Annotated in this window: 16 protein-coding genes; 6 read left to right on the top strand and 10 right to left on the bottom strand. The window is 73.3% G+C overall.

The features are described from left to right. Positions 1 to 465 precede the first annotated feature (465 nt). Entirely contained in the window at positions 466 to 879 is a 414-nt protein-coding gene (locus ACH427_RS22765) for an ankyrin repeat domain-containing protein (RefSeq protein ID WP_398871868.1), read from the bottom strand. A 406-nt stretch (positions 880 to 1,285) separates the two neighbouring features. Here ACH427_RS22765 and ACH427_RS22760 point away from each other — a divergent pair, with 406 nt between their 5' ends. Then, positions 1,286 to 1,480 carry a hypothetical protein gene (locus ACH427_RS22760; protein ID WP_361527368.1) on the top strand — a complete coding sequence of 65 codons (195 nt, stop codon included), beginning with the start codon at positions 1,286 to 1,288 and terminating at the stop codon, positions 1,478 to 1,480. 26 nt (positions 1,481 to 1,506) lie between these two features. Continuing rightward, the gene (locus ACH427_RS22755) at positions 1,507 to 3,156 is read left to right on the top strand and encodes a hypothetical protein (protein WP_398871866.1); all 1,650 of its coding nucleotides are present in this window, start codon (positions 1,507 to 1,509) and stop codon (positions 3,154 to 3,156) included. Here the strand turns inward: ACH427_RS22755 and ACH427_RS22750 are convergent. Continuing rightward, a complete protein-coding gene (locus tag ACH427_RS22750) occupies positions 3,144 to 4,658 on the bottom strand; it encodes a PLP-dependent aminotransferase family protein (RefSeq protein ID WP_398871864.1) in 1,515 nt (504 codons plus the stop codon). The genes ACH427_RS22755 and ACH427_RS22750 overlap by 13 nt on opposite strands. Positions 4,659 to 4,829: 171 nt before the next feature. Here ACH427_RS22750 and ACH427_RS22745 point away from each other — a divergent pair, with 171 nt between their 5' ends. Then, positions 4,830 to 5,489, top strand: coding sequence for a YitT family protein (locus tag ACH427_RS22745; RefSeq protein ID WP_398872047.1), 660 nt, complete (start codon positions 4,830 to 4,832; stop codon positions 5,487 to 5,489). Between the two features lie 256 nt (positions 5,490 to 5,745). Next, positions 5,746 to 6,120 carry an RNA polymerase-binding protein RbpA gene (locus ACH427_RS22740; protein WP_087929069.1) on the top strand — a complete coding sequence of 125 codons (375 nt, stop codon included), beginning with the start codon at positions 5,746 to 5,748 and terminating at the stop codon, positions 6,118 to 6,120. A 128-nt stretch (positions 6,121 to 6,248) separates the two neighbouring features. On the opposite strand, the gene fxsA is transcribed toward ACH427_RS22740, so the two are convergent. The 5 genes from fxsA to ACH427_RS22715 form a co-directional block, all read right to left on the bottom strand. Then, positions 6,249 to 6,809, bottom strand: coding sequence for an FxsA family membrane protein (gene fxsA / locus ACH427_RS22735; protein ID WP_398871861.1), 561 nt, complete (start codon positions 6,807 to 6,809; stop codon positions 6,249 to 6,251). Positions 6,810 to 6,853: 44 nt separating this feature from the next. After that, entirely contained in the window at positions 6,854 to 7,615 is a 762-nt protein-coding gene (locus ACH427_RS22730) for a polyprenol monophosphomannose synthase (RefSeq protein ID WP_398871859.1), read from the bottom strand. Beyond that, positions 7,612 to 9,303: an apolipoprotein N-acyltransferase gene (lnt, locus tag ACH427_RS22725; protein WP_398871857.1), complete on the bottom strand. Its 1,692-nt coding sequence runs from the start codon at positions 9,301 to 9,303 to the stop codon at positions 7,612 to 7,614. Before lnt ends, ACH427_RS22730 begins: the two co-directional genes overlap by 4 nt. Positions 9,304 to 9,801: 498 nt before the next feature. Beyond that, complete coding sequence (locus ACH427_RS22720) at positions 9,802 to 11,454, bottom strand: amidohydrolase (protein WP_398871855.1); 1,653 nt, start codon at positions 11,452 to 11,454, stop codon at positions 9,802 to 9,804. 57 nt (positions 11,455 to 11,511) lie between these two features. Next, the gene (locus ACH427_RS22715) at positions 11,512 to 11,955 is read right to left on the bottom strand and encodes an Lrp/AsnC family transcriptional regulator (RefSeq protein ID WP_361530562.1); all 444 of its coding nucleotides are present in this window, start codon (positions 11,953 to 11,955) and stop codon (positions 11,512 to 11,514) included. A gap of 196 nt (positions 11,956 to 12,151) precedes the next feature. Between ACH427_RS22715 and ACH427_RS22710 the strand changes: the two genes are divergently transcribed. Next, a complete protein-coding gene (locus ACH427_RS22710; RefSeq protein ID WP_398871853.1) occupies positions 12,152 to 12,532 on the top strand; it encodes a hypothetical protein in 381 nt (126 codons plus the stop codon). A gap of 165 nt (positions 12,533 to 12,697) precedes the next feature. Here ACH427_RS22710 and ACH427_RS22705 read toward each other — a convergent pair whose 3' ends face one another. Then, positions 12,698 to 13,870, bottom strand: a complete 1,173-nt coding sequence (locus ACH427_RS22705; RefSeq protein WP_398871851.1) for an acyl-CoA dehydrogenase family protein — start codon at positions 13,868 to 13,870, stop codon at positions 12,698 to 12,700. A 325-nt stretch (positions 13,871 to 14,195) separates the two neighbouring features. Between ACH427_RS22705 and ACH427_RS22700 the strand changes: the two genes are divergently transcribed. After that, positions 14,196 to 15,458, top strand: coding sequence for a glycoside hydrolase family 18 protein (locus tag ACH427_RS22700; RefSeq protein ID WP_398871849.1), 1,263 nt, complete (start codon positions 14,196 to 14,198; stop codon positions 15,456 to 15,458). A 130-nt stretch (positions 15,459 to 15,588) separates the two neighbouring features. On the opposite strand, the gene ACH427_RS22695 is transcribed toward ACH427_RS22700, so the two are convergent. Together ACH427_RS22695 and ACH427_RS22690 are read right to left on the bottom strand one after the other, a co-directional pair. Further along, positions 15,589 to 16,266, bottom strand: a complete 678-nt coding sequence (locus ACH427_RS22695) for an esterase/lipase family protein (RefSeq protein WP_398871847.1) — start codon at positions 16,264 to 16,266, stop codon at positions 15,589 to 15,591. A gap of 82 nt (positions 16,267 to 16,348) precedes the next feature. Next, entirely contained in the window at positions 16,349 to 16,978 is a 630-nt protein-coding gene (locus tag ACH427_RS22690; RefSeq protein WP_398871845.1) for a TetR/AcrR family transcriptional regulator, read from the bottom strand. Between the last annotated feature and the right edge of the window lie 72 nt (positions 16,979 to 17,050).

The raw sequence follows: 17,050 nt of genomic DNA, 5'->3' as shown, positions 1-17,050 counted from the left end.
CTCCACGCGAATCGGTGAACCGACGATCGAATGCGGCCGAGCGGCTCCTCGGAGGGAACTCGATGACGCTCCATGGACGGTCCCCTACCTTGCTCGCAAGCAGCCATTCAGGCCATGAATGCGGCTGCCGGAGTTGAGGGCCGATCTCGCTCTTTCACTTCGCGCGGGAGGCCGGTCCTGAATGCCGGCTCCGGGGTGCGTGCGCCGATATCGTGATCCGGTATGCCGACGGCCCGGCGTGGCGGCCGGGGTCTCCGGGGCCCTGCGGGCCGTGAGCGGACGAGGACGCGGCGTTCGGCCGGGCCCGTGGAGGACGCCACGCGCTCGCGAGGCACTGTTCGCGTCATCCGGCCGGGCCCGGCCACCCGTGCGCGCTGCGGGCCGCCCTGTTCCGCACCACCGCCGATCGCCGGACGGGCTTGACGCGATGACGCGATCTCAGCCCGTCCGGCACCCAGCCCCCGCTCACGCGTCGCGGAAAAGCTCCACCAGATCCTGGCGGCCGAAGACCCCCGCCGCCTCGACCGCGGAGGGCGACCCCGCCGACGGGTCGGCGCCATGGGCGAGGAGCGTGCGGACGATCTCGTCCTCGCCCTTGAAGACGGCTCCGGCGAGGGGGGTCTGGCCGCGGTCGTTGGGGCGGTTGGCGTCGGCGCCGCGCTGGAGCAGCGCCGTGACCGCGTCGAGGTGGCCGTGGTAGGCGGCCAGCATGATCAGGGAGTCGCCGCGGTCGTTGGTGAGGTTGACCGGTACGCCCGCGTCCACGTAGGCGGCGAGGGTGTCGGTGTCGCCGTGTCGTGCCAGGTCGAAGACCTTGGCCGCGAGCTGGAGCACCTCGGGGTCGTGTGCGGGCTCGGTCTCGGGGGTCTGCTCGGTCATCTCCGCTGTCCTCCGGGTTGGGCTGCTGGCGGCCTGGTGACGTCAGTGCTGCCACCCTATGTACGGCCGGGCCGCCGGAACCACGGGCCCCGGCCGCCGCGCGTCGCATCCGGGCACCGAGCGGCCCGGAGGGCGACGCGCGCGGGCCGGGCAGGGGTCGGACGCGGCCGAACGGGTGAATCCCGGGAATCCCCGTCGGCGGCGGCTCACAGGAGGGCGCTGATCGCCACCGGCCGGGTTTCGAGGCGTGTTCAAGCGGTTCGCCCCGCCCGCGGGGCCCAAAAGCCCCCGCTCCTGGTGCGGCGACCGGCCGCCGAACGGCGATTCATCCGCTTTTGCCTTATTAGCACTTTCTGTGAGTCTTGAGGAACTCGTGGTGACCGTCCCCATCAACCAGGAGAACCTCATGATCCTGTCCATCTCCGGCGTCGTCCTCTTCGGCATCGTCGTCTTCCTGTTCTTCCGCAAGGACGGCCTCAAGCCCTCCCACGGCATCGTGTGCGCCCTGTTCGGCTTCTACCTCGCCGGCACGGCCATCGCCCCGAGCATCAAGGCGGGCAGCGCGAGCCTGGCCGGGCTGCTGGGCGGCCTCAAGTTCTGACCCGTCACCGACCCCGGAGGACGCCCATGGCCCGGCGACCGCTCCCCGGCGGCCTGACCGGCGGCGCCACGCTCGCCCGCGGGCGGGAGTTCGCGCGGTCGGCCGCCTACACCGCCGCCGACGTCCTCCACCCGCTGATCACCGTCGCCCGGGGCCTGCGCGTGCTGGCCCACGGCGGGCTGCGCCGCTGCGCGCGCACCCCCAGGGAACAGCGCGCCCCCGGGCTGCTGCTGGTGGTCTCCTCGATGGTCATCGTGGCGCTCGTGCCGTACGGCCCGGCGTGCGCCGCGATCGCCCTGATGCTGGCGGCGGGCTGGGCGGGGCGCGAGCGGGCCGCCGGGGAGACGCACGGCGAGGACGAGGAGAACGAGCGGCTCCAGCTGCTGTACGAGTCCCTGGTCCCGTACTTCTCCACGCCCGAGGACCCCGATCCGCTGTACGCCCGCGGGGGCGACCCGCAAGAGGCGTTCCTGTCCCACGCCTTCGAGGACGGGCGGCTGGTCTCCCTCCAGCTGCGCTACCCCGCCTGCTTCACCGACGGCGAGGCCGAGGCGAGGGCCAAGGTCGAGCAGTTGCTGCGGGTCAAGGCCGGCCGCGGCCGCGAGTACCGCTTCGACTGGGACGAGGAAGCCAACCGCCTCACCCTGACCGTGCTGCCCGCCCTGCCGACCGACATCCTCGCCCAGCGGTTCGTGACCACGCCCGGGGAGACCGTGCTCGGGTTCACCGACGCCGACTCCGTGCAACGGACCCTGCCGGTGGTCGACAGCGAGGGGATCCGGGACGCGCCGCCCGTCGTCTGGCGCACCGGCCGCCGCTCCACCGAGCCGCACCTGCTGGCCCTCGGCAGACCCTCCTCCGGCACCACCACCCTGCTGCGCTCGATCGTGCTCCAGGCGCTCCACCACGGCGACGTCCTGCTGATCGACGGCGGCGGCACCGGCGGCTACACCTGCTTCCCCGGCCGGGAAGGGGTGCTGGCCCTGGAGTGCTCCCCCGCGGGCGCCCTCGCCACCCTGGAGTGGGCCTCGCACGAGACAGAGCGGCGGCTGATGACGGGCAATCAGGCCCGGCAACAGGGCCGTCCCACGCCGGAGGACGTCCGCCGTCCGCTGTGGATCGTGATCGACCGGCCCACGGCGCTGAGCCACCTCGCCGCGACCGAGGGGCGCCCCGATCCGCAGGAGCTGCTGGAGGTGCCGCTGCGACACGGCCGGGCGGCCAACGTCACGGTCGCCGTGGCCGACCACCTGGAGAACGCGGGGCTGCTCGGCGCGGCCGTGCTCGCCCACACCCGCGCCCGGGTGATCCTCGGCCCCGCCACTCCCGAGCAGGTGCGGACCGCGCTCGGCGCCCCGCCGCACACCACCCCCACCCCGGACGTGCCGCCGGGCCGCGGCTACGCGCGACTGGGCTCGGGGCCCGTGTACCGCGTGCAGGTGCCCGCCACCCCGGACCCGCTCGACGAGGAGGCCGCCGAGACCGAACGGCAGGCGGTCCTGGAACTGCTGCCCCGCCCGGACGGCCCGCTGTACGGCGCGGGCGTGGAGGCGGCGCCGGAACCCTGCGACGTGGGCGCGCCGTACGGCAGCGCGGCCCCCGCCCCCGAAGAGGCCGCGGGCGGCTTCGGGCAGCAGCTCGGCGGCGGGGAGCCGCTGCCGGTTCAGGCCACGTAGGTCCGCGGGGCCTCGACGGCCACGGTCGCGCCGCTCGCCACGAGGCGGGCGGCCTCCGCCAGCCGGCTCGCGGCCTCCTCGGCGACCGCGCCGGTGACGGTGAACGGCACCCGTACGAACCCCTCGAAGGCCCCGTCGACGCCGAACCGCGGCCCCGACGGCACCCGTACGCCCAGCCGCTCCCCCGCCTCCGCGATCCGCGAGCCGGACAGTCCGCCGGTGCGCACCCACAGCGTGAGCCCGCCGCGCGGGACGGTGAACTCCCAGTCGGGCAGGTGGCGCCGCAGCGAGTCGACGACGGCGTCGCGGTTCTCGCGCGTGGTGGAACGCCGTATGGCGACGGCGGCGTCCCAGCCCTCGGTGTTCAACAGCCAGGTGACGGCGAGCTGTTCGACCACGGGCGTGCCGAGGTCGGCGTAGGCGCGGGCGGCGACGAGGCTGCGGATGACGTCCGGGGCGGCCCGGACCCAGCCGATCCGCATGCCCGCCCAGAACGACTTGCTCGCCGAACCGACGGTGATCACCGCGTTGCCCGCGGGGTCGAAGGCACAGACGGGCCGGGGAAGTTCGAGGTCCGGCTCCAGGGCGAGGTCCGACATGGTCTCGTCCGCGACGAGCACGGTGCCCGCGGAGCGGGCCGCCTCGACGAGTTCCCGGCGCTGCTCCTCGGAGGCCAGGGCGCCGGTGGGGTTGTGGAAATCGGCGATGACGTACGCCATCCGGGGCGCCGCGTCGCGCAGCACCTGCCGCCAGGCCGGCAGGTCCCAGCCGGCGAGCCCGTCGGCCATGGCCACGGGTACCAGCCGGGCCCCGGCCTCGCGCATCAGCTGGAGGACGTTGGCGTAGGAGGGCGATTCGACGGCGACGCGCTCGCCACGCCCGGCCATGAGCCGGCAGATCGCGGCGACGGCGCCCATGGCACCGGTGGTGACCATGATCTGCTCGGGCATGGTGGGGATGCCGCGCGCCGTGTAGCGGTCGGCGATGGACTGCCGCAGCGCGGGCAGGCCCGCGGGGTAGTCGCCGTGGGTGTGCGCGTAGGGCGGCAGCTCCTCCAGCGCGCCCTGGAAGGCGCGGGTCAGCCAGGGCTCGGGGGCGGGCAGGGCGGCGCAGCCGAGGTCGATCACGGAGCCCGCGGCCTCCGGCGGCAGCGGGTCGAGGCCGCGGGTGGGCAGCGGGTTCCCGGCGGGCACGGAGGTCCAGCTCCCGGCGCCGCGCCGGGACTCCAGGAAACCCTCGCCGCGCAGCGCCTCGTAGGCGGCGGCGACGGTGGTGCGGCTGACGGAGAGCGCCGCCGCGAGTTCGCGCTCGGCGGGCAGCCGGGCGGCCACGGGGACGCGGCCCTCCAGGACGAGCAGCCGGATGCCGTCCGCGAGGGAGCGGTAGGCGGGCGCCCGGCGCCCGCCGATCAGCGTCACGACGCCCTGGCCGTCACGCTCGTGCTGCGACCCGAGAAGATGCGCGAGCTTCTGCGCACCCACGGAAGAGGTCCACTGACTCATCCTGACCGGTCCACCTTTCCGGGATTGGCCCTGGATCTTCCCTCGATCCAGTCCACAGACTGTCACGCGGCAGGCCACTCGCACCACTGGCTCTGCCGATTCTTCGTTTCACTCACTCGGGAGGATCCTGTGTCCGCATCAGGGGGACTGCTGCTCGCCCGCCGTCTGCTCATGCTCTACGGCGGGCTCGTGCTGTACGGCGTGAGCGCGGGGCTGCAGGTGCGGGCGGGGCTCGGGCTCGCGCCGTGGGATGTCCTGAACCAGGGGGTCGCCCGGCACGCGGGCACCTCGATCGGAGCCGCCTCGATCGCCATCGGCGCGCTGGTGCTGCTGCTGTGGATCCCGCTCCGGCAGCGGCCGGGGCTCGGCACCGTCTCGAACGTGCTGGTCATCGGCCTCGCGATGGACGCGACGCTGACCCTCACCCCCACCCCGGCGTCGCTGTGGACGCGGATCCCGCTGCTGGCCTTCTCGGTGGTGCTCTGCTCGGCGGCGACCGGGCTCTATATCTCGGCGCGCTTCGGACCCGGGCCGCGCGACGGCCTGATGACCGGTCTGCACCGGCGTACGGGCCGCTCGGTGCGGCTCGTACGGACCTGCATCGAGGTCGTCGTGCTGGCGACGGGCTTCGTGCTCGGCGGGTCGGTGGGCGTGGGCACGGTGGTCTTCGCGCTGGCGATCGGACCGCTGTCGCAGTTCTTCCTGCGCTTCTTCGCCCCGGCCGGGGCGGCCCCGGCGGCGGAGGCCGTGGCCGGGACCGTACGGGTCGCCTCGGGCGGCCCGGCACCGGCCGGACCGGCGGCGGCGCGCGAAGTTCCGGACCTGGTTTAGGCCCGGGAGACGCGGGCCGGTAGTGTACGCCTTCGACCCACCGGACGGACCGTTACTGCGCGCTAAAGCGACGGAAACGCAGGGTGACATCCGTTGCCAGATGTGACAAAACGGGCGTTGGTGGGTACAACAAGGGGCGGCACGACGGGCGACGCATGTCCCTCAACGGGAATCTTCACCGCCGACCGGACGTTGACCGGATGACGACGACAGCGACACCTGTCCTGTGGGCGACCAAGCCCGGGAGGCACGATTCATGAGTGAGCGAGCTCTCCGCGGCACGCGACTTGTGGTTACCAGCTACGAGACCGACCGCGGCATCGATCTGGCCCCGCGCCAGGCGGTGGAGTACGCATGCCCGAACGGGCATCGATTTGAGATGCCGTTTTCGGTAGAGGCGGAGATTCCGCCGGAGTGGGAGTGCAAGGCGTGCGGCGCCGTGGCACTCCTGGTGGACGGCGACGGTCCTGAGGAGAAGAAGGGCAAGCCCGCGCGTACGCACTGGGACATGCTCATGGAGCGGCGGACCCGCGAGGAGCTGGAGGAGGTGCTGGCCGAGCGGCTGGCCGTGCTCCGTTCCGGTGCCATGAACATCGCAGTGCACCCGCGGGACAACCGCAAGTCCGCCTGACGGCGGCATAGCAGCATCACACAAAGGGCCCGGGCCACTGCATTCAGGCAGTGGCCCGGGCCCTTTGTGCGCGTCAGCGGCCTCAGCGGGTGAGAGGCGGGGCTCCGCCGGTGCGGAGCCCCGAGGGCTCAGCGCGGCAGTTGCGGCCCGCCCTCGCGCGGGGCGCGCGGCGGCTCGTCCTCCCGGATGACCTCGCCCTGGACGACCTTGCCGTCGGGCACATGCATGCGCGCCTGCTGGAAGGCGTCCCCGAAGCTCCCCGGCGCCGCCGGCCGCGCCAGCCGCTTCTCGAAGCGCTTGCGCAGGAGCGCCCGCGTGGGCGGGAAGAGGCACAGCAGCCCCGCCACGTCCGACAGGAGCCCCGGCAGGATGATCAGCAGCCCGCCGAGCATCGTGAGGCCGTTGCCCTCGCTCCCGGGCGCGGGGCCCCCGGCCGCTCCCCCGGGCTGGAGGGTCACCGTCAGCCGCTGCCAGGCCCGGCGACCGGCCCGCTTGATCACATACGAACCGACGACCACGCCACCGGCCAGCAGGGCGAAGACCGTGAGGCCACCGGCGGCCCCGGCCACCAGTGTCAGCAGCCAGATCTCCAGCACGGCCCACACCGCCACCCCCAGCGGGATGAGCTTGCGGGCGCGGCTCCTGCGCGGCGGTCGGCCTTCGGGGGTCTGCTGTGCTCCGAACGTCATGCCTCAAGTGTGCCTGGGTGCCCGCCGTACGGGGCGGGCCGGGGTCAGCGCCGGCCCAGGACCTTGCCGACCCGGGAGCCGACGCCCCAGGAGGTGACCCGCCACAGCGCCTCCGCGACGATGTCGCGGCTCATCTTGCTGTCGCCGAGCTCCCGCTCGACGAAGGTGATGGGGACCTCCACCACGTGGAAGCCGGCCTTGACGGCACGCCAGGCCAGGTCGACCTGGAAGCAGTAGCCCTGCGAGGCGACCTCCTCCATGCCCAGGCCCTCCAGGGTCTCCCGGCGGAAGGCGCGGAAGCCGCCGGTGACGTCGCGCAGCGGCACGTCCAGCAGCAGCCGGGAGTAGGTGGAGCCGCCGCGGGAGAGGAACTCACGGGACTTCGGCCAGTTCACGACCCGCCCGCCGGGCACCCAGCGGGAGCCGAGCACCAGGTCGGAGCTCTTGAGGGCGGTGAGCAGCCGGGGCAGTTCCTCGGGCTGGTGGGAGCCGTCGGCGTCCATCTCCACCAGGACGCCGTAGCCGTTGTCCAGGCCCCAGCGGAAGCCCGCGAGATAGGCGGCGCCGAGGCCCTCCTTGCCCTGCCGGTGCAGGACCTTGACCTGGTCGTCGTCGGCCGCGAGCTCGTCGGCCAGCTTGCCGGTGCCGTCGGGGCTGTTGTCGTCGGCGACGAGGACGTGCGCCTGCGGCACCGCGGCCCGCACCCGGCCGACGATGGACTTGATGTTCTCCGCCTCGTTGTAGGTCGGAATGATCACCAAGGCCGTGCCGAGCGGACCGTACTTCCGCTGCCCACCGTCGTTCACTGCTGGTCCTTCTTTCGAAGCTCGTCCGTACGTCCCCGTCGGCCGATCAGGAGCGCGGCCGCACAGGAGAGAACGCCCACCATAGCGAGCGCCCATTCGGGCGCCGCACCCACGCGGTCCGCGACGGTGGTGCCGTCCCGCAGGGGAATCCGGGCACTGATGACATCCCGGGTGAATTCCTCGCTGCGCTGGAGCACCTTGCCGTCGGGGGCGACCACGGCGCTGATGCCGCTGGTGGCCGCGGTGACCACCGCGCGGCCGTGCTCGACGGCCCGCAGCCGGGACATGGCCAGCTGCTGCTCGGGCTGGCCGGTGCGGCCGTAGGTGGCGTTGTTGGTCTGCACGACGAGGGCGCGGGCACCGGCCTTGACCGTGTCGCGGACGATCTCGTCGTACGCGACCTCGAAGCAGATCACGTCGCCGAGCCGGGCCGGGCCGATCTGCATCACCCCGGTGTGGTCGCCGGGGTAGAAGTCGCGCTGGACGCGCTGGAGGCGGGTGATGACCTTGCTGAGCTCCGCGCGGAACGGCACGTACTCCCCGAAGGGCACGGGGTGCTGCTTGGCGTAGGAGGCGCCGGGGCCCGTTCCCGGGTCCCAGACGATGCCCTTGTTGTCGATATAGCCACTGCTGCCCGGGTGGTCGACCAGGGCCCCGACGAGGACCGGGACGCCGACGGCCTTGACGGCCTCGTCGATGCGGTCGTACGCCTGCGGGTACTGGAAGGGGTCGAGGTCGGAGGAGTTCTCCGGCCAGATCACCAGATCCGGCTTCTCCCGCCGCCCCTCCTTGATCTCACGGGCCAGCTGGAGGGTGGCGTCGACGTGGTTGTCGAGGATCACCATCGGGCGGCCGAGGAAGTCGATGCCGGGCTGCTGCACATTGCCCTGGACCAGGGCGACCTTCACGGTGTCGGCGGCGCCCGTGGGAACCGGCACGGCATACCCGCAGACGCCGATCGCCGCGGCGAGCGCGACGGCCCCGACGCCCGGCAGGGCCGCGCGGACCGTACGCGCACCGCGGCGCAGCCGCCAGGCGGTGACGGTCCCGTACGCGAGGAGGCCGGCCGTGAGGGCCACGGCGAAGGTCACCAGCGGGGCGCCGCCGAGGGCGGCGAGCGGGGTGAACGGCGAGGCGGTGTTGGCGAAGGCGAGGCGCCCCCAGGGGAAGCCGCCGAACGGCAGCCGGTCGCGGGCCAGCTCCTCCGCGACCCACAGGCACGCCCCCCACAGCGGCCACGCGGGCAGCCGGGAGACGCGCGCCAGGCAGGCACCGAGCACGGCGACGAACAGCGCCTCGACGAAGGAGAGCCCGACCACCGCGTCATAGCCGACGACCCGCAGCCAGCGCAGCAGGACGAAGAAGAAGGGCCAGGCGAAGGCGAAGCCCGTCCAGGCGCCCTGGCGGGCGGTGCGGCCACGGGTCAGCAGGGCCAGCGCGGCGACGGCCACGAGCGACAGCGGCCACAGGTCGTACGGCGGGAAGGCCACCGCGAGCGCGATCCCGCCTAGCACGGCGAGGCCGGTGCGCGGCGCCTCACGGCGGGCGAGGCGGCCCAGGCGGGTGAGCCGGCCGGGGCGCGGCGCGGCGGGGGCGGATTCCGCCTCCGCCCGCGGGGCGGGCACCGGTTCGGTGAGGTCGGCGGCGCGGCTCTCGCCATCGGCGGTGGTTTCGGGACCCGGGGGCACGGTCTCGCCTTCCTGCGAGCTGAGCGGTGATGTGCCGACGGTACCCCGCGCGGGGCGCACCCCGGATGCTGGGCTGGGGAAAACGCGCTGCGCGCGCGAGCGGCGAATGGGGGCCCGGCGTCCTTCGGGCCGGCCCGGGAACCGCTGGCTGCGGGTCGGCCGAGACCGTTGTCTACTGAACGTCCGGGCCCCACCCGGGTCGCACCTGCCGGGCGGCGGAACCGCCCCCCGCCCCCGAGCGCTGGAACCTGGCTGCCAGTGGCGGTGTGCCGGTCCGGCGCACCACCCCATGGCCCAGCGGCGTTCGACGACTGTGTGGAGATTCACCGGCCGGACGTCCGTGGTGGACTCCGCCGAACCTACCCGCCGCCGCCCACACCGTGTCAACACCCCTCCGACCTGCGTGAACGTCTCAAATCAGCAGGTCAGTACGGCGAGTGATCACATGCGGCGACAGGCCGACGGCACGTCGTTCGGCGGTACGCCGCGCCGCCCTCATCACTCGTTCGGACGCCCGGGAGCCGCGTGCACGGTGTGGCCGCCGACGACGGTGCGCAGACAGGTGGGGAGGGGGATCCCGGGGGTGAGGTCGGGCAGTCCGGGGGTGCCGGAGCGGGGGTCGGTGGACCAGCTGGCGACCCGCTCGTCCGGCACCTGGACGACGAGGTCCCCGGCCTCCCACACCGCGTAGTCGGCGGGCGCGCCCGGCACCAGGACGCCGGCGTCGTCGCGGCCGACGGCCCGCCAGCCGCCGCGGGTGTGCGCGGTGAAGGCGGCGCGGACGGAGATCCGGTGCTCGGGGGTGCGGTGGAAGGCGGCCGCGCGGACGGTGCCCCACGGGTCGAGCGGGGTGACCGGGCTGTCGGAGCCGAGGGCGAGCGGGACGCCGGCGCGCAGCAGGGCGGCGTAGGGGTTGAGGGTGCGGGCCCGCTCGGCGCCCAGGCGCTGCGCGTACATCGCGTCGTCGCCGCCCCAGGCGGCGTCGAAGGCCGGCTGCACGGAGGCGGTGAGGGCGAATTCGGCGAAGGCGGCGATGTGTTCGGGGGTGAGCATCTCGGCGTGCTCGACGCGGTGCCGGGCGGCGCGGACGGCGGCGAGGCCGAGCTTGTCGGCGGCGGCGCGCACGCCCGCGACGACGGTGGTCAGGGCGGCGTCGCCGATGGCGTGGAAGCCGGCCTGGACGCCGGCCTCGGTGCAGGCGATGACATGCGCGGTGACGGTGGCGGCGTCGAGGTGGGCGGTGCCGGTGTGGGTGGCGTGCGGGCCGTCGGCGTACGGCTGGTGCAGGCAGGCGGTGTGCGAGCCGAGGGAGCCGTCGACGAAGAGGTCACCGGCCGCGCCGTGCGCGCCGAGTTCGCGAATGCGACCGGCTCCGCCCGCGGCGGTGAGGGCCTCGGCCCAGTAGCCGACGACGCGCGGGCCGGGGCGCTCGGCGGCGAGGGCCAGCAGGCCGGTGAAGTCGTCCTCGCCGGAGATCAGCGGGCCGCCGCACTCGTGCAGGGTGCCGATGCCGAGGGCGGCGGCGCGGTCGAGGGTCGCGGCCTGGGCCTCGGCGCGCTGGGCGGCGGTGACGCTGCCGTGCGCGACGGCGCGCGCGGCGTGGTGGGCGTCGCCGGTCAGCGGGGCGTCCGCCTGGGGTCCGCGCAGCTCGGGGACCAGGTCGAGGAGGGCCGTGGTGACGACGGCGGAGTGCACGTCGACCCGGGTGAGGTAGAGCGGGCGGCCGCCGGTGGCCTCGTCCAGCTCGCAGCGGGACGGCGGGCGGCGCTCGGGCCAGACACTGGCGTCCCAGCCATGGCCGAGGAGCACCCGGTCGGCGGGCCGGGCGGCCGCGTGGGCGCGCACCTTCTCCAGCGCCTCGGCCAGGGTGCGGGTCCCGGTGAGGTCGAGGCCGGCGAGCGTGAGGCCGGTCGAGGTGGTGTGCACATGTGCGTCGGTGAACGCCGGGGTGACCAGCGCGCCTTCGAGGTCGACGACCTCGTCCACCCCGTCGGCGAAGGAGTCGGCGGCCCCTTCGGAACCGACCCAGGCGACGCTCCCCCGCTCCACGACCATGGCGGTGGCGAAGGGGTCGGCGGGGCTGTGCACCGTGCCGCGGCGCAGCAGCACGGTGCGGGTGTTCTTGCCGGTCGTGCCGGGTCGGTCGCTCATGGGGGTAAGTCTGTCACCCACCGGGGCGCCGCCTCCGGCGGCCTGGGCGAGCGGGCGTCAGCCCACCCTGGGCGGCCGCGCTTCGTACGGCGTCGACAGCACGATCGTGGTCCGGGTCGACACCCCCGCCAGGGAGCGGATGCGCGCCAGCAGGTGCTCCAGTTCCAGCGGGGTGGCCACGCGCACCTTGAGGATGTAGTTCTCCTCGCCCGCCACGCTGTGGCACGCCTCGATCTCGGGGATCTCGGCGAGCCGGTCGGCGATGTCGTCCGGGGCGCTGGGGTCGAACGGCTTCACCGAGATGAACGCGGTCAGCGGCAGGCCGACGGCTTCGGGGTCCACCACGGCCGCGTAGCCGCGGATGACACCGCGCTGTTCGAGCCGGCGCACACGCTGGTGCACCGCCGAGGTCGACAGGCCCGTGGCCTTTCCCAGGTCGGTGTAGCTCATCCGCCCGTCCTTGACGAGCAGTTCCACGATTTCTCTGTCCAGCTCCTCCACGCGGATCAACCTACTGGGTGAAAGCCGACCCGGCACAGTCGGCGGCCCGTCCGCCCGCGCAGAGCATGTGACGAACAACACACCTATGCGCCCGTGTCCTGCCGGGTGCCGCGATTATCCGACTCGCGTCGCGGGAAGTGCTTGCTGTGGCCGAGGCCGAGGTGCCTGGCCGGCCGAGCCGAGGGGGAGAACGACTATGCCCAGCCTGGAACGCCTCAATGAGGGTGACGGCAGCAGCAGCCCGTACGAGACATATGAGATTCCCGCCATGTTCCGGGTGACGTGCCCGGACTGCGCGCGCCCGATCGCCCTGCTCGCGGACGAGGACGTGCTCCCCGAGCATGCCCTGTGCCCGTCGCCGTGGAACCCCTTCGGGCTCACGGTCTGCCCGGGCTCCGGCCGCGGCGTGGGGAGCGCCGCGCCCGCCGACGAGTCGCAGGGCACCCAGGAGTTCGACGCGGCCCTGATGCTGACGCTGCCGGAGAGCCTGGACTGGCGCACCCAGCCCTTCTCGCACATCGGCGGCCCGGGCTCGCGCCCGGTGCGCGTCCCGGACATGCGGCGCCGGTCCCGGTGACGCCCGGGGGCGCCTCTCCCGGGCGCCCTCCGCTCCGGTGCGACGACCGCGTTCATACCGCCATCGTCCCGCCGCACCGCCCCGGGCGTACACCGTCCGTGCCCTCGTCACACGTACGGGTCGGGAGCCGCCCGCCCCTCCCCGTACGGAAGTGAACCGAGCGGCTCAGCGGGACTCGGGTCCCGCCAGGTGGCGGGCGATGACCAGCCGCTGGATCTGGTTGGTGCCCTCCACGATCTGGAGCATCTTCGCCTCCCGCATGTAGCGCTCCGCGGGGAAGTCCGCGGTGTAGCCATAGCCGCCGAGGAGCTGCACGGCGTCGGTGGTCACGCGCATCGCGGCGTCGGTGCAGAAGAGCTTGGCCATGGCCGCCTGCTTGGAGAAGGGCAGGCCCGCGTCGCGCAGGCGCGCCGCGGCGAGGTAGAGGGCACGGCCCGCCTCGATCTGGGTGGCCATGTCGGCGAGCATGAAGCGCAGGCCCTGGAAGTCCACCAGGGGGCGGCCGAACTGCTGCCGCTCGGCGAGGAAGGACAGCGCCTCGTCCAGCGCCGCCTGGGCGATCCCGACGGCACAGGCGGCGATGCCGAGCCGGCCGGAGTCGAGGGCGGACAGCGCGATCGCGAAGCCCTGCCCCTCCTCGCCGATGCGCCGCGCGTCGGGGACGCGTACGCCGTCGAAGTGGACCTGCGCGGTGGGCGAGCCCTTCATGCCCATCTTCCGCTCGGGCACCGCCGCCGACAGGCCGGGCGCGTCCCCCGGCACGAGGAACGCGGTGATGCCATGGGCGCCCTCACCGCCCGTGCGGGCCAGGACGGTGTAGAAGTCCGCGATGCCGCCGTGGGTGATCCACGCCTTGGTGCCCTCCAGCGTCCAGGTGTCGCCGTCGCGCTTGGCGCGGGTGCGCAGTGACGCGGCGTCGGATCCCGCCGACGGCTCGGAGAGGCAGTAGGCGCCGAGCAGTCCGCCGCCGAGCATCGCGGGCAGGTGCTCGGCCTGCTGCTCCTTGCTGCCGTAGCCGGCGAGCGCGTGGCAGGCGAGGGTGTGCACGCTGACGCCGAGGCCCACGGTGAGGCGGGCGGCGGCGAGTTCCTCCAGGACCTGGAGGTAGACCTCGTACGGCTGGTCGCCGCCGCCGAACTCCTCGGCGTAGGGCAACGCGAGCAGTCCGGAGCTGGAGAGCAGGCGGAAGACCTCGCGCGGGAAGCGTCCGGCATCCTCCTCCTCGGCCGCGTGGGGCTCGATCTCCCGCTGCACCAGATCACGTACGAGCGCGATCAGGTCGCGGGCCTCCTCGGTGGGCAGTTGACGCTCCACCGGCTGCGGGCCGTGGTCGGTCATGGCGGCGCTCTCCTCCCTGTCGGGCGCTGCGGCGACGGGAGCGCAAGGGTGTGTTTCCCGCCGTCCGTGATGCCCAGCCCATGGTCCCCCGCCGGGTCGCGGCACCGGGTGACCTGCGGCTGTGGCGGGTTGGAGTATGCCCGATCGGCGGCTGGACGTCACGGGTTGACAAATCCGGTGGGAGCGTCAGGACAGGATTGGTCCAAACCATTGACCGTACTGGTCTAGTCCTTCTACGGTTTGCGCACCGTTCACCCGCGTTCATGCCAACGCAACGAAACGCGTGTGCGTCACCCCCAGCTCTCCCCACCCACCGAGGAGAACCATGTACGGACCGCACCAGAACGCCCCCCGCCGCCGCGCCCGGACGCTGCTCGCGGCCTTCGCCGCCGCCGGAGCGATGCTCGCGTCCACGCTGCTCACCGGCACGGCGGGCGCGGCCGCCGCGGACAGCGGCGGCACCGGCACCGGCGACGCCTCCGCCGGGCACCGGGTCGTCGGCTACTTCACCGACTGGGGCGTCTACGGCCGCAATTACCACGTGAAGAACATCGAGACCTCCGGCTCCGCGGCCAAGCTCACCCACATCAACTACGCCTTCGGCAACGTCACCGGCGGCAAGTGCGCGGTCGGCGACTCCTACGCCGACTACGACCGCGCCTACGACGCGGCGGGCAGCGTCGACGGCCAGGCCGACACCTGGGACAACGGCGCCCTGCGCGGCAACTTCAACCAGCTGCGCAAGCTCAAGAAGCTCCACCCGAACCTCAAGGTCATCTGGTCCTTCGGCGGCTGGACCTGGTCGGGCGGCTTCGGCGAGGCCGCGAAGAACCCGGCCGCGTTCGCCGACTCCTGTTACAACCTCGTCAAGGACCCGCGCTGGGCCGATGTCTTCGACGGCATCGACATCGACTGGGAGTACCCGGGCGCCTGCGGCCTGACCTGCGACACCAGCGGCCGGGACGCCTTCCGCGACGTGATGGCGGCGCTGCGGACGCGGTTCGGCGGCAACAACCTGGTCACCGCGGCGATCACGGCGGACGGCTCGGCGGGCGGCAAGCTGGAGGCCGCCGACTACGCGGGCGCGGCCCGCTACGTCGACTGGTACAACCCCATGACCTACGACTTCTTCGGCGCCTGGGACGCCAAGGGTCCGACGGCCCCGCACTCCCCGCTGACCACGTACAACGCCATCCCCAAGGCCGGGTTCGACACCGACAGCGCGATCAGCAAACTCCTCTCCATGGGCGTGCCGCCGTCGAAGCTCCTGCTGGGCATCGGCTTCTACGGCCGCGGCTGGACGGGCGTGACGCAGGCGGCGCCGGGCGGCAGCGCGACGGGGCCCGCCGCGGGCACGTACGAGCAGGGCATCGACGACTACAAGGTCCTCAAGTCCAAGTGCCCGGCCACGGGCACCGTGGCCGGGACCGCCTACGCCACGTGCGGCAGTGACTGGTGGAGCTACGACACCCCCGCCACGATCGCCGGGAAGATGGCCTACAAGGACCAGCGGGGTCTGGGCGGGACGTTCTTCTGGGAGCTGAGCGGTGACACGGCGGACGGTGAGCTGATCAAGGCGATCAACTGACCTGACGCCGGGCCGGTCCCGCGGCCCGCGGGACCGGCCGGGCTCTACTCTTCGTCCAGCACTTCGGCCTCAGAGATCACATATGCGGTCATGCGCGCCATGGTGCCAGGCGCCCTGCGGGCGGCGTCCGTCACCCCGCGAGGAAGGCCCGTACCTGGCTCGCGACCGTGGTGTCCGTCAGCAGGTCGTTGTGCTTCAGGCAGCCGGCCGTTCGCGTGTTCACGGCACCCGCCAGCGCGGTGCTGGAGACCGGGGCGATCTGCTCGTCGCACGACGACCACCACGTGGCGTAGCGCGACGGCCCGGGCGTCTCGGAGCCCGCGTTGAGGTGGGAGAGGACGTACGACCCGGGGGTCATGTCCCGGCACCCCTGGTCCCAGAGCGCGCACAGGTACGCCAGGGCGGTGCCGTGGTTCGGGCCGGCCAGCGACACCCAGTGCGCGATCCTGGCGCCGCCCACGGCGGACTCGACGTACCAGCGGGAGGGCAGGCTGCCCAGGCTGTGGGCGACGATGTCCGCCTTCGACGCCCCGGTGCGGGCCAGCACGGCGTCGACGTGAGCGGCCAGTTGACCGGCCAGCACCTCGTTGGCCGATCTGCTGGTGTCGTACGACCAGGCGTCGAGCCGGTCCGCGGGATACCCGGCCCGGACGAAGCCGGCGCGCATGCCGTCCCATACGCCGGGCCCCGCGTTGCGGCCGTGCACGAAGATCACCGGGTTCGGCGGGGCCGTGGCCCCGGCCGGGGCGGCGCCGAGGGCGGCGGCCGTGAGAAGGACCGGCAGGAGGACGGCGAGGACGCGTCGCATGCGGAAGCCCTTTCCGGGGCGGGCTGTCGGCAGGGGCACGCACTATGTCAGCAACTCCCCCAACGGGGAAGCCTCCTTCGCCTCACAGCTCCTTCCGCAGCGGCGCCGGGCACGTCGGCTCGAAGTCCTCGATCGCACGGAGGGTGTCGCCCAGGCCGCGTACGAGCAGCGAGCGCACCGTCTCGCGCGGGAGCTCCTCGGTGCGCAGCCAGTCCAGGGTGACGCCCTCGACGCTGGAGAACCAGCCGATCAGCGCGGTGCGGGCGATGACGGGGAGGTCCCGGCGCCCCCAGGCGCCTTCGGCGATCGCGGCCAGCAGCCGCTCGCGGACGCCGTCGCGCAGGGCCAGGACCTCCTCGTCGAAGCCGACGCCGCCGGTGACGACCGCCCGGTAGGCGGCCTGGTGGTGCTGCGCGTAGCGGAGGTATCCGTCGATGGTGTGGCTGACGCGGTCGGCCGGGGGCAGGTCGTGGGTGGCGGCCGCGCGCTGGGCGAGCTCGGCGACGGAGTCCTCGATGATGGCGAGGTAGTAGCCCCGCTTGTTCTTGAAGTAGTAGTAGATCAGGCCCTTGGCGACACCCGCGTGCCGCGCGATGTCGTCCATCGAGAGCGCGTCGTAGGACGTGTCGGCGAACAACTTCCGGCCGATCGCGATGAGTTCGGAGCGTCTTGCCTGGGAGCGGTCGGTCCCAGCCTGTTGACTATTATTCAAATTCGGCCCTAGTCTCCCGTCACCGGACGTCCGCAGTATGGCAGAAGCCACACTCCTCACTTCCTTACGGGA

The organism is Streptomyces sp. NPDC020379, assembly GCF_044387105.1.
In the GTDB taxonomy this organism is placed as follows: Bacteria; Actinomycetota; Actinomycetes; order Streptomycetales; family Streptomycetaceae; genus Streptomyces.
The sequence above is the reverse complement of the archived record's forward strand: the minus strand, read 5'-3'. Positions and strand labels throughout refer to the sequence as shown.

Coding starts and splice junctions, on each gene's coding strand:
- ACH427_RS22710 (WP_398871853.1), top strand. CDS start 12,152: ATGCCCAGCCTGGAACGCCTCAATGAGGGTGACGGCAGCAGCAGCCCG.
- ACH427_RS22750 (WP_398871864.1), bottom strand. CDS start 4,658: ATGAGTCAGTGGACCTCTTCCGTGGGTGCGCAGAAGCTCGCGCATCTT.
- ACH427_RS22695 (WP_398871847.1), bottom strand. CDS start 16,266: ATGCGACGCGTCCTCGCCGTCCTCCTGCCGGTCCTTCTCACGGCCGCC.
- ACH427_RS22700 (WP_398871849.1), top strand. CDS start 14,196: ATGTACGGACCGCACCAGAACGCCCCCCGCCGCCGCGCCCGGACGCTG.
- fxsA (WP_398871861.1), bottom strand. CDS start 6,809: ATGACGTTCGGAGCACAGCAGACCCCCGAAGGCCGACCGCCGCGCAGG.
- ACH427_RS22755 (WP_398871866.1), top strand. CDS start 1,507: ATGGCCCGGCGACCGCTCCCCGGCGGCCTGACCGGCGGCGCCACGCTC.
- ACH427_RS22765 (WP_398871868.1), bottom strand. CDS start 879: ATGACCGAGCAGACCCCCGAGACCGAGCCCGCACACGACCCCGAGGTG.
- ACH427_RS22720 (WP_398871855.1), bottom strand. CDS start 11,454: ATGAGCGACCGACCCGGCACGACCGGCAAGAACACCCGCACCGTGCTG.
- ACH427_RS22705 (WP_398871851.1), bottom strand. CDS start 13,870: ATGACCGACCACGGCCCGCAGCCGGTGGAGCGTCAACTGCCCACCGAG.
- ACH427_RS22760 (WP_361527368.1), top strand. CDS start 1,286: ATGATCCTGTCCATCTCCGGCGTCGTCCTCTTCGGCATCGTCGTCTTC.
- ACH427_RS22740 (WP_087929069.1), top strand. CDS start 5,746: ATGAGTGAGCGAGCTCTCCGCGGCACGCGACTTGTGGTTACCAGCTAC.
- ACH427_RS22745 (WP_398872047.1), top strand. CDS start 4,830: ATGCTCTACGGCGGGCTCGTGCTGTACGGCGTGAGCGCGGGGCTGCAG.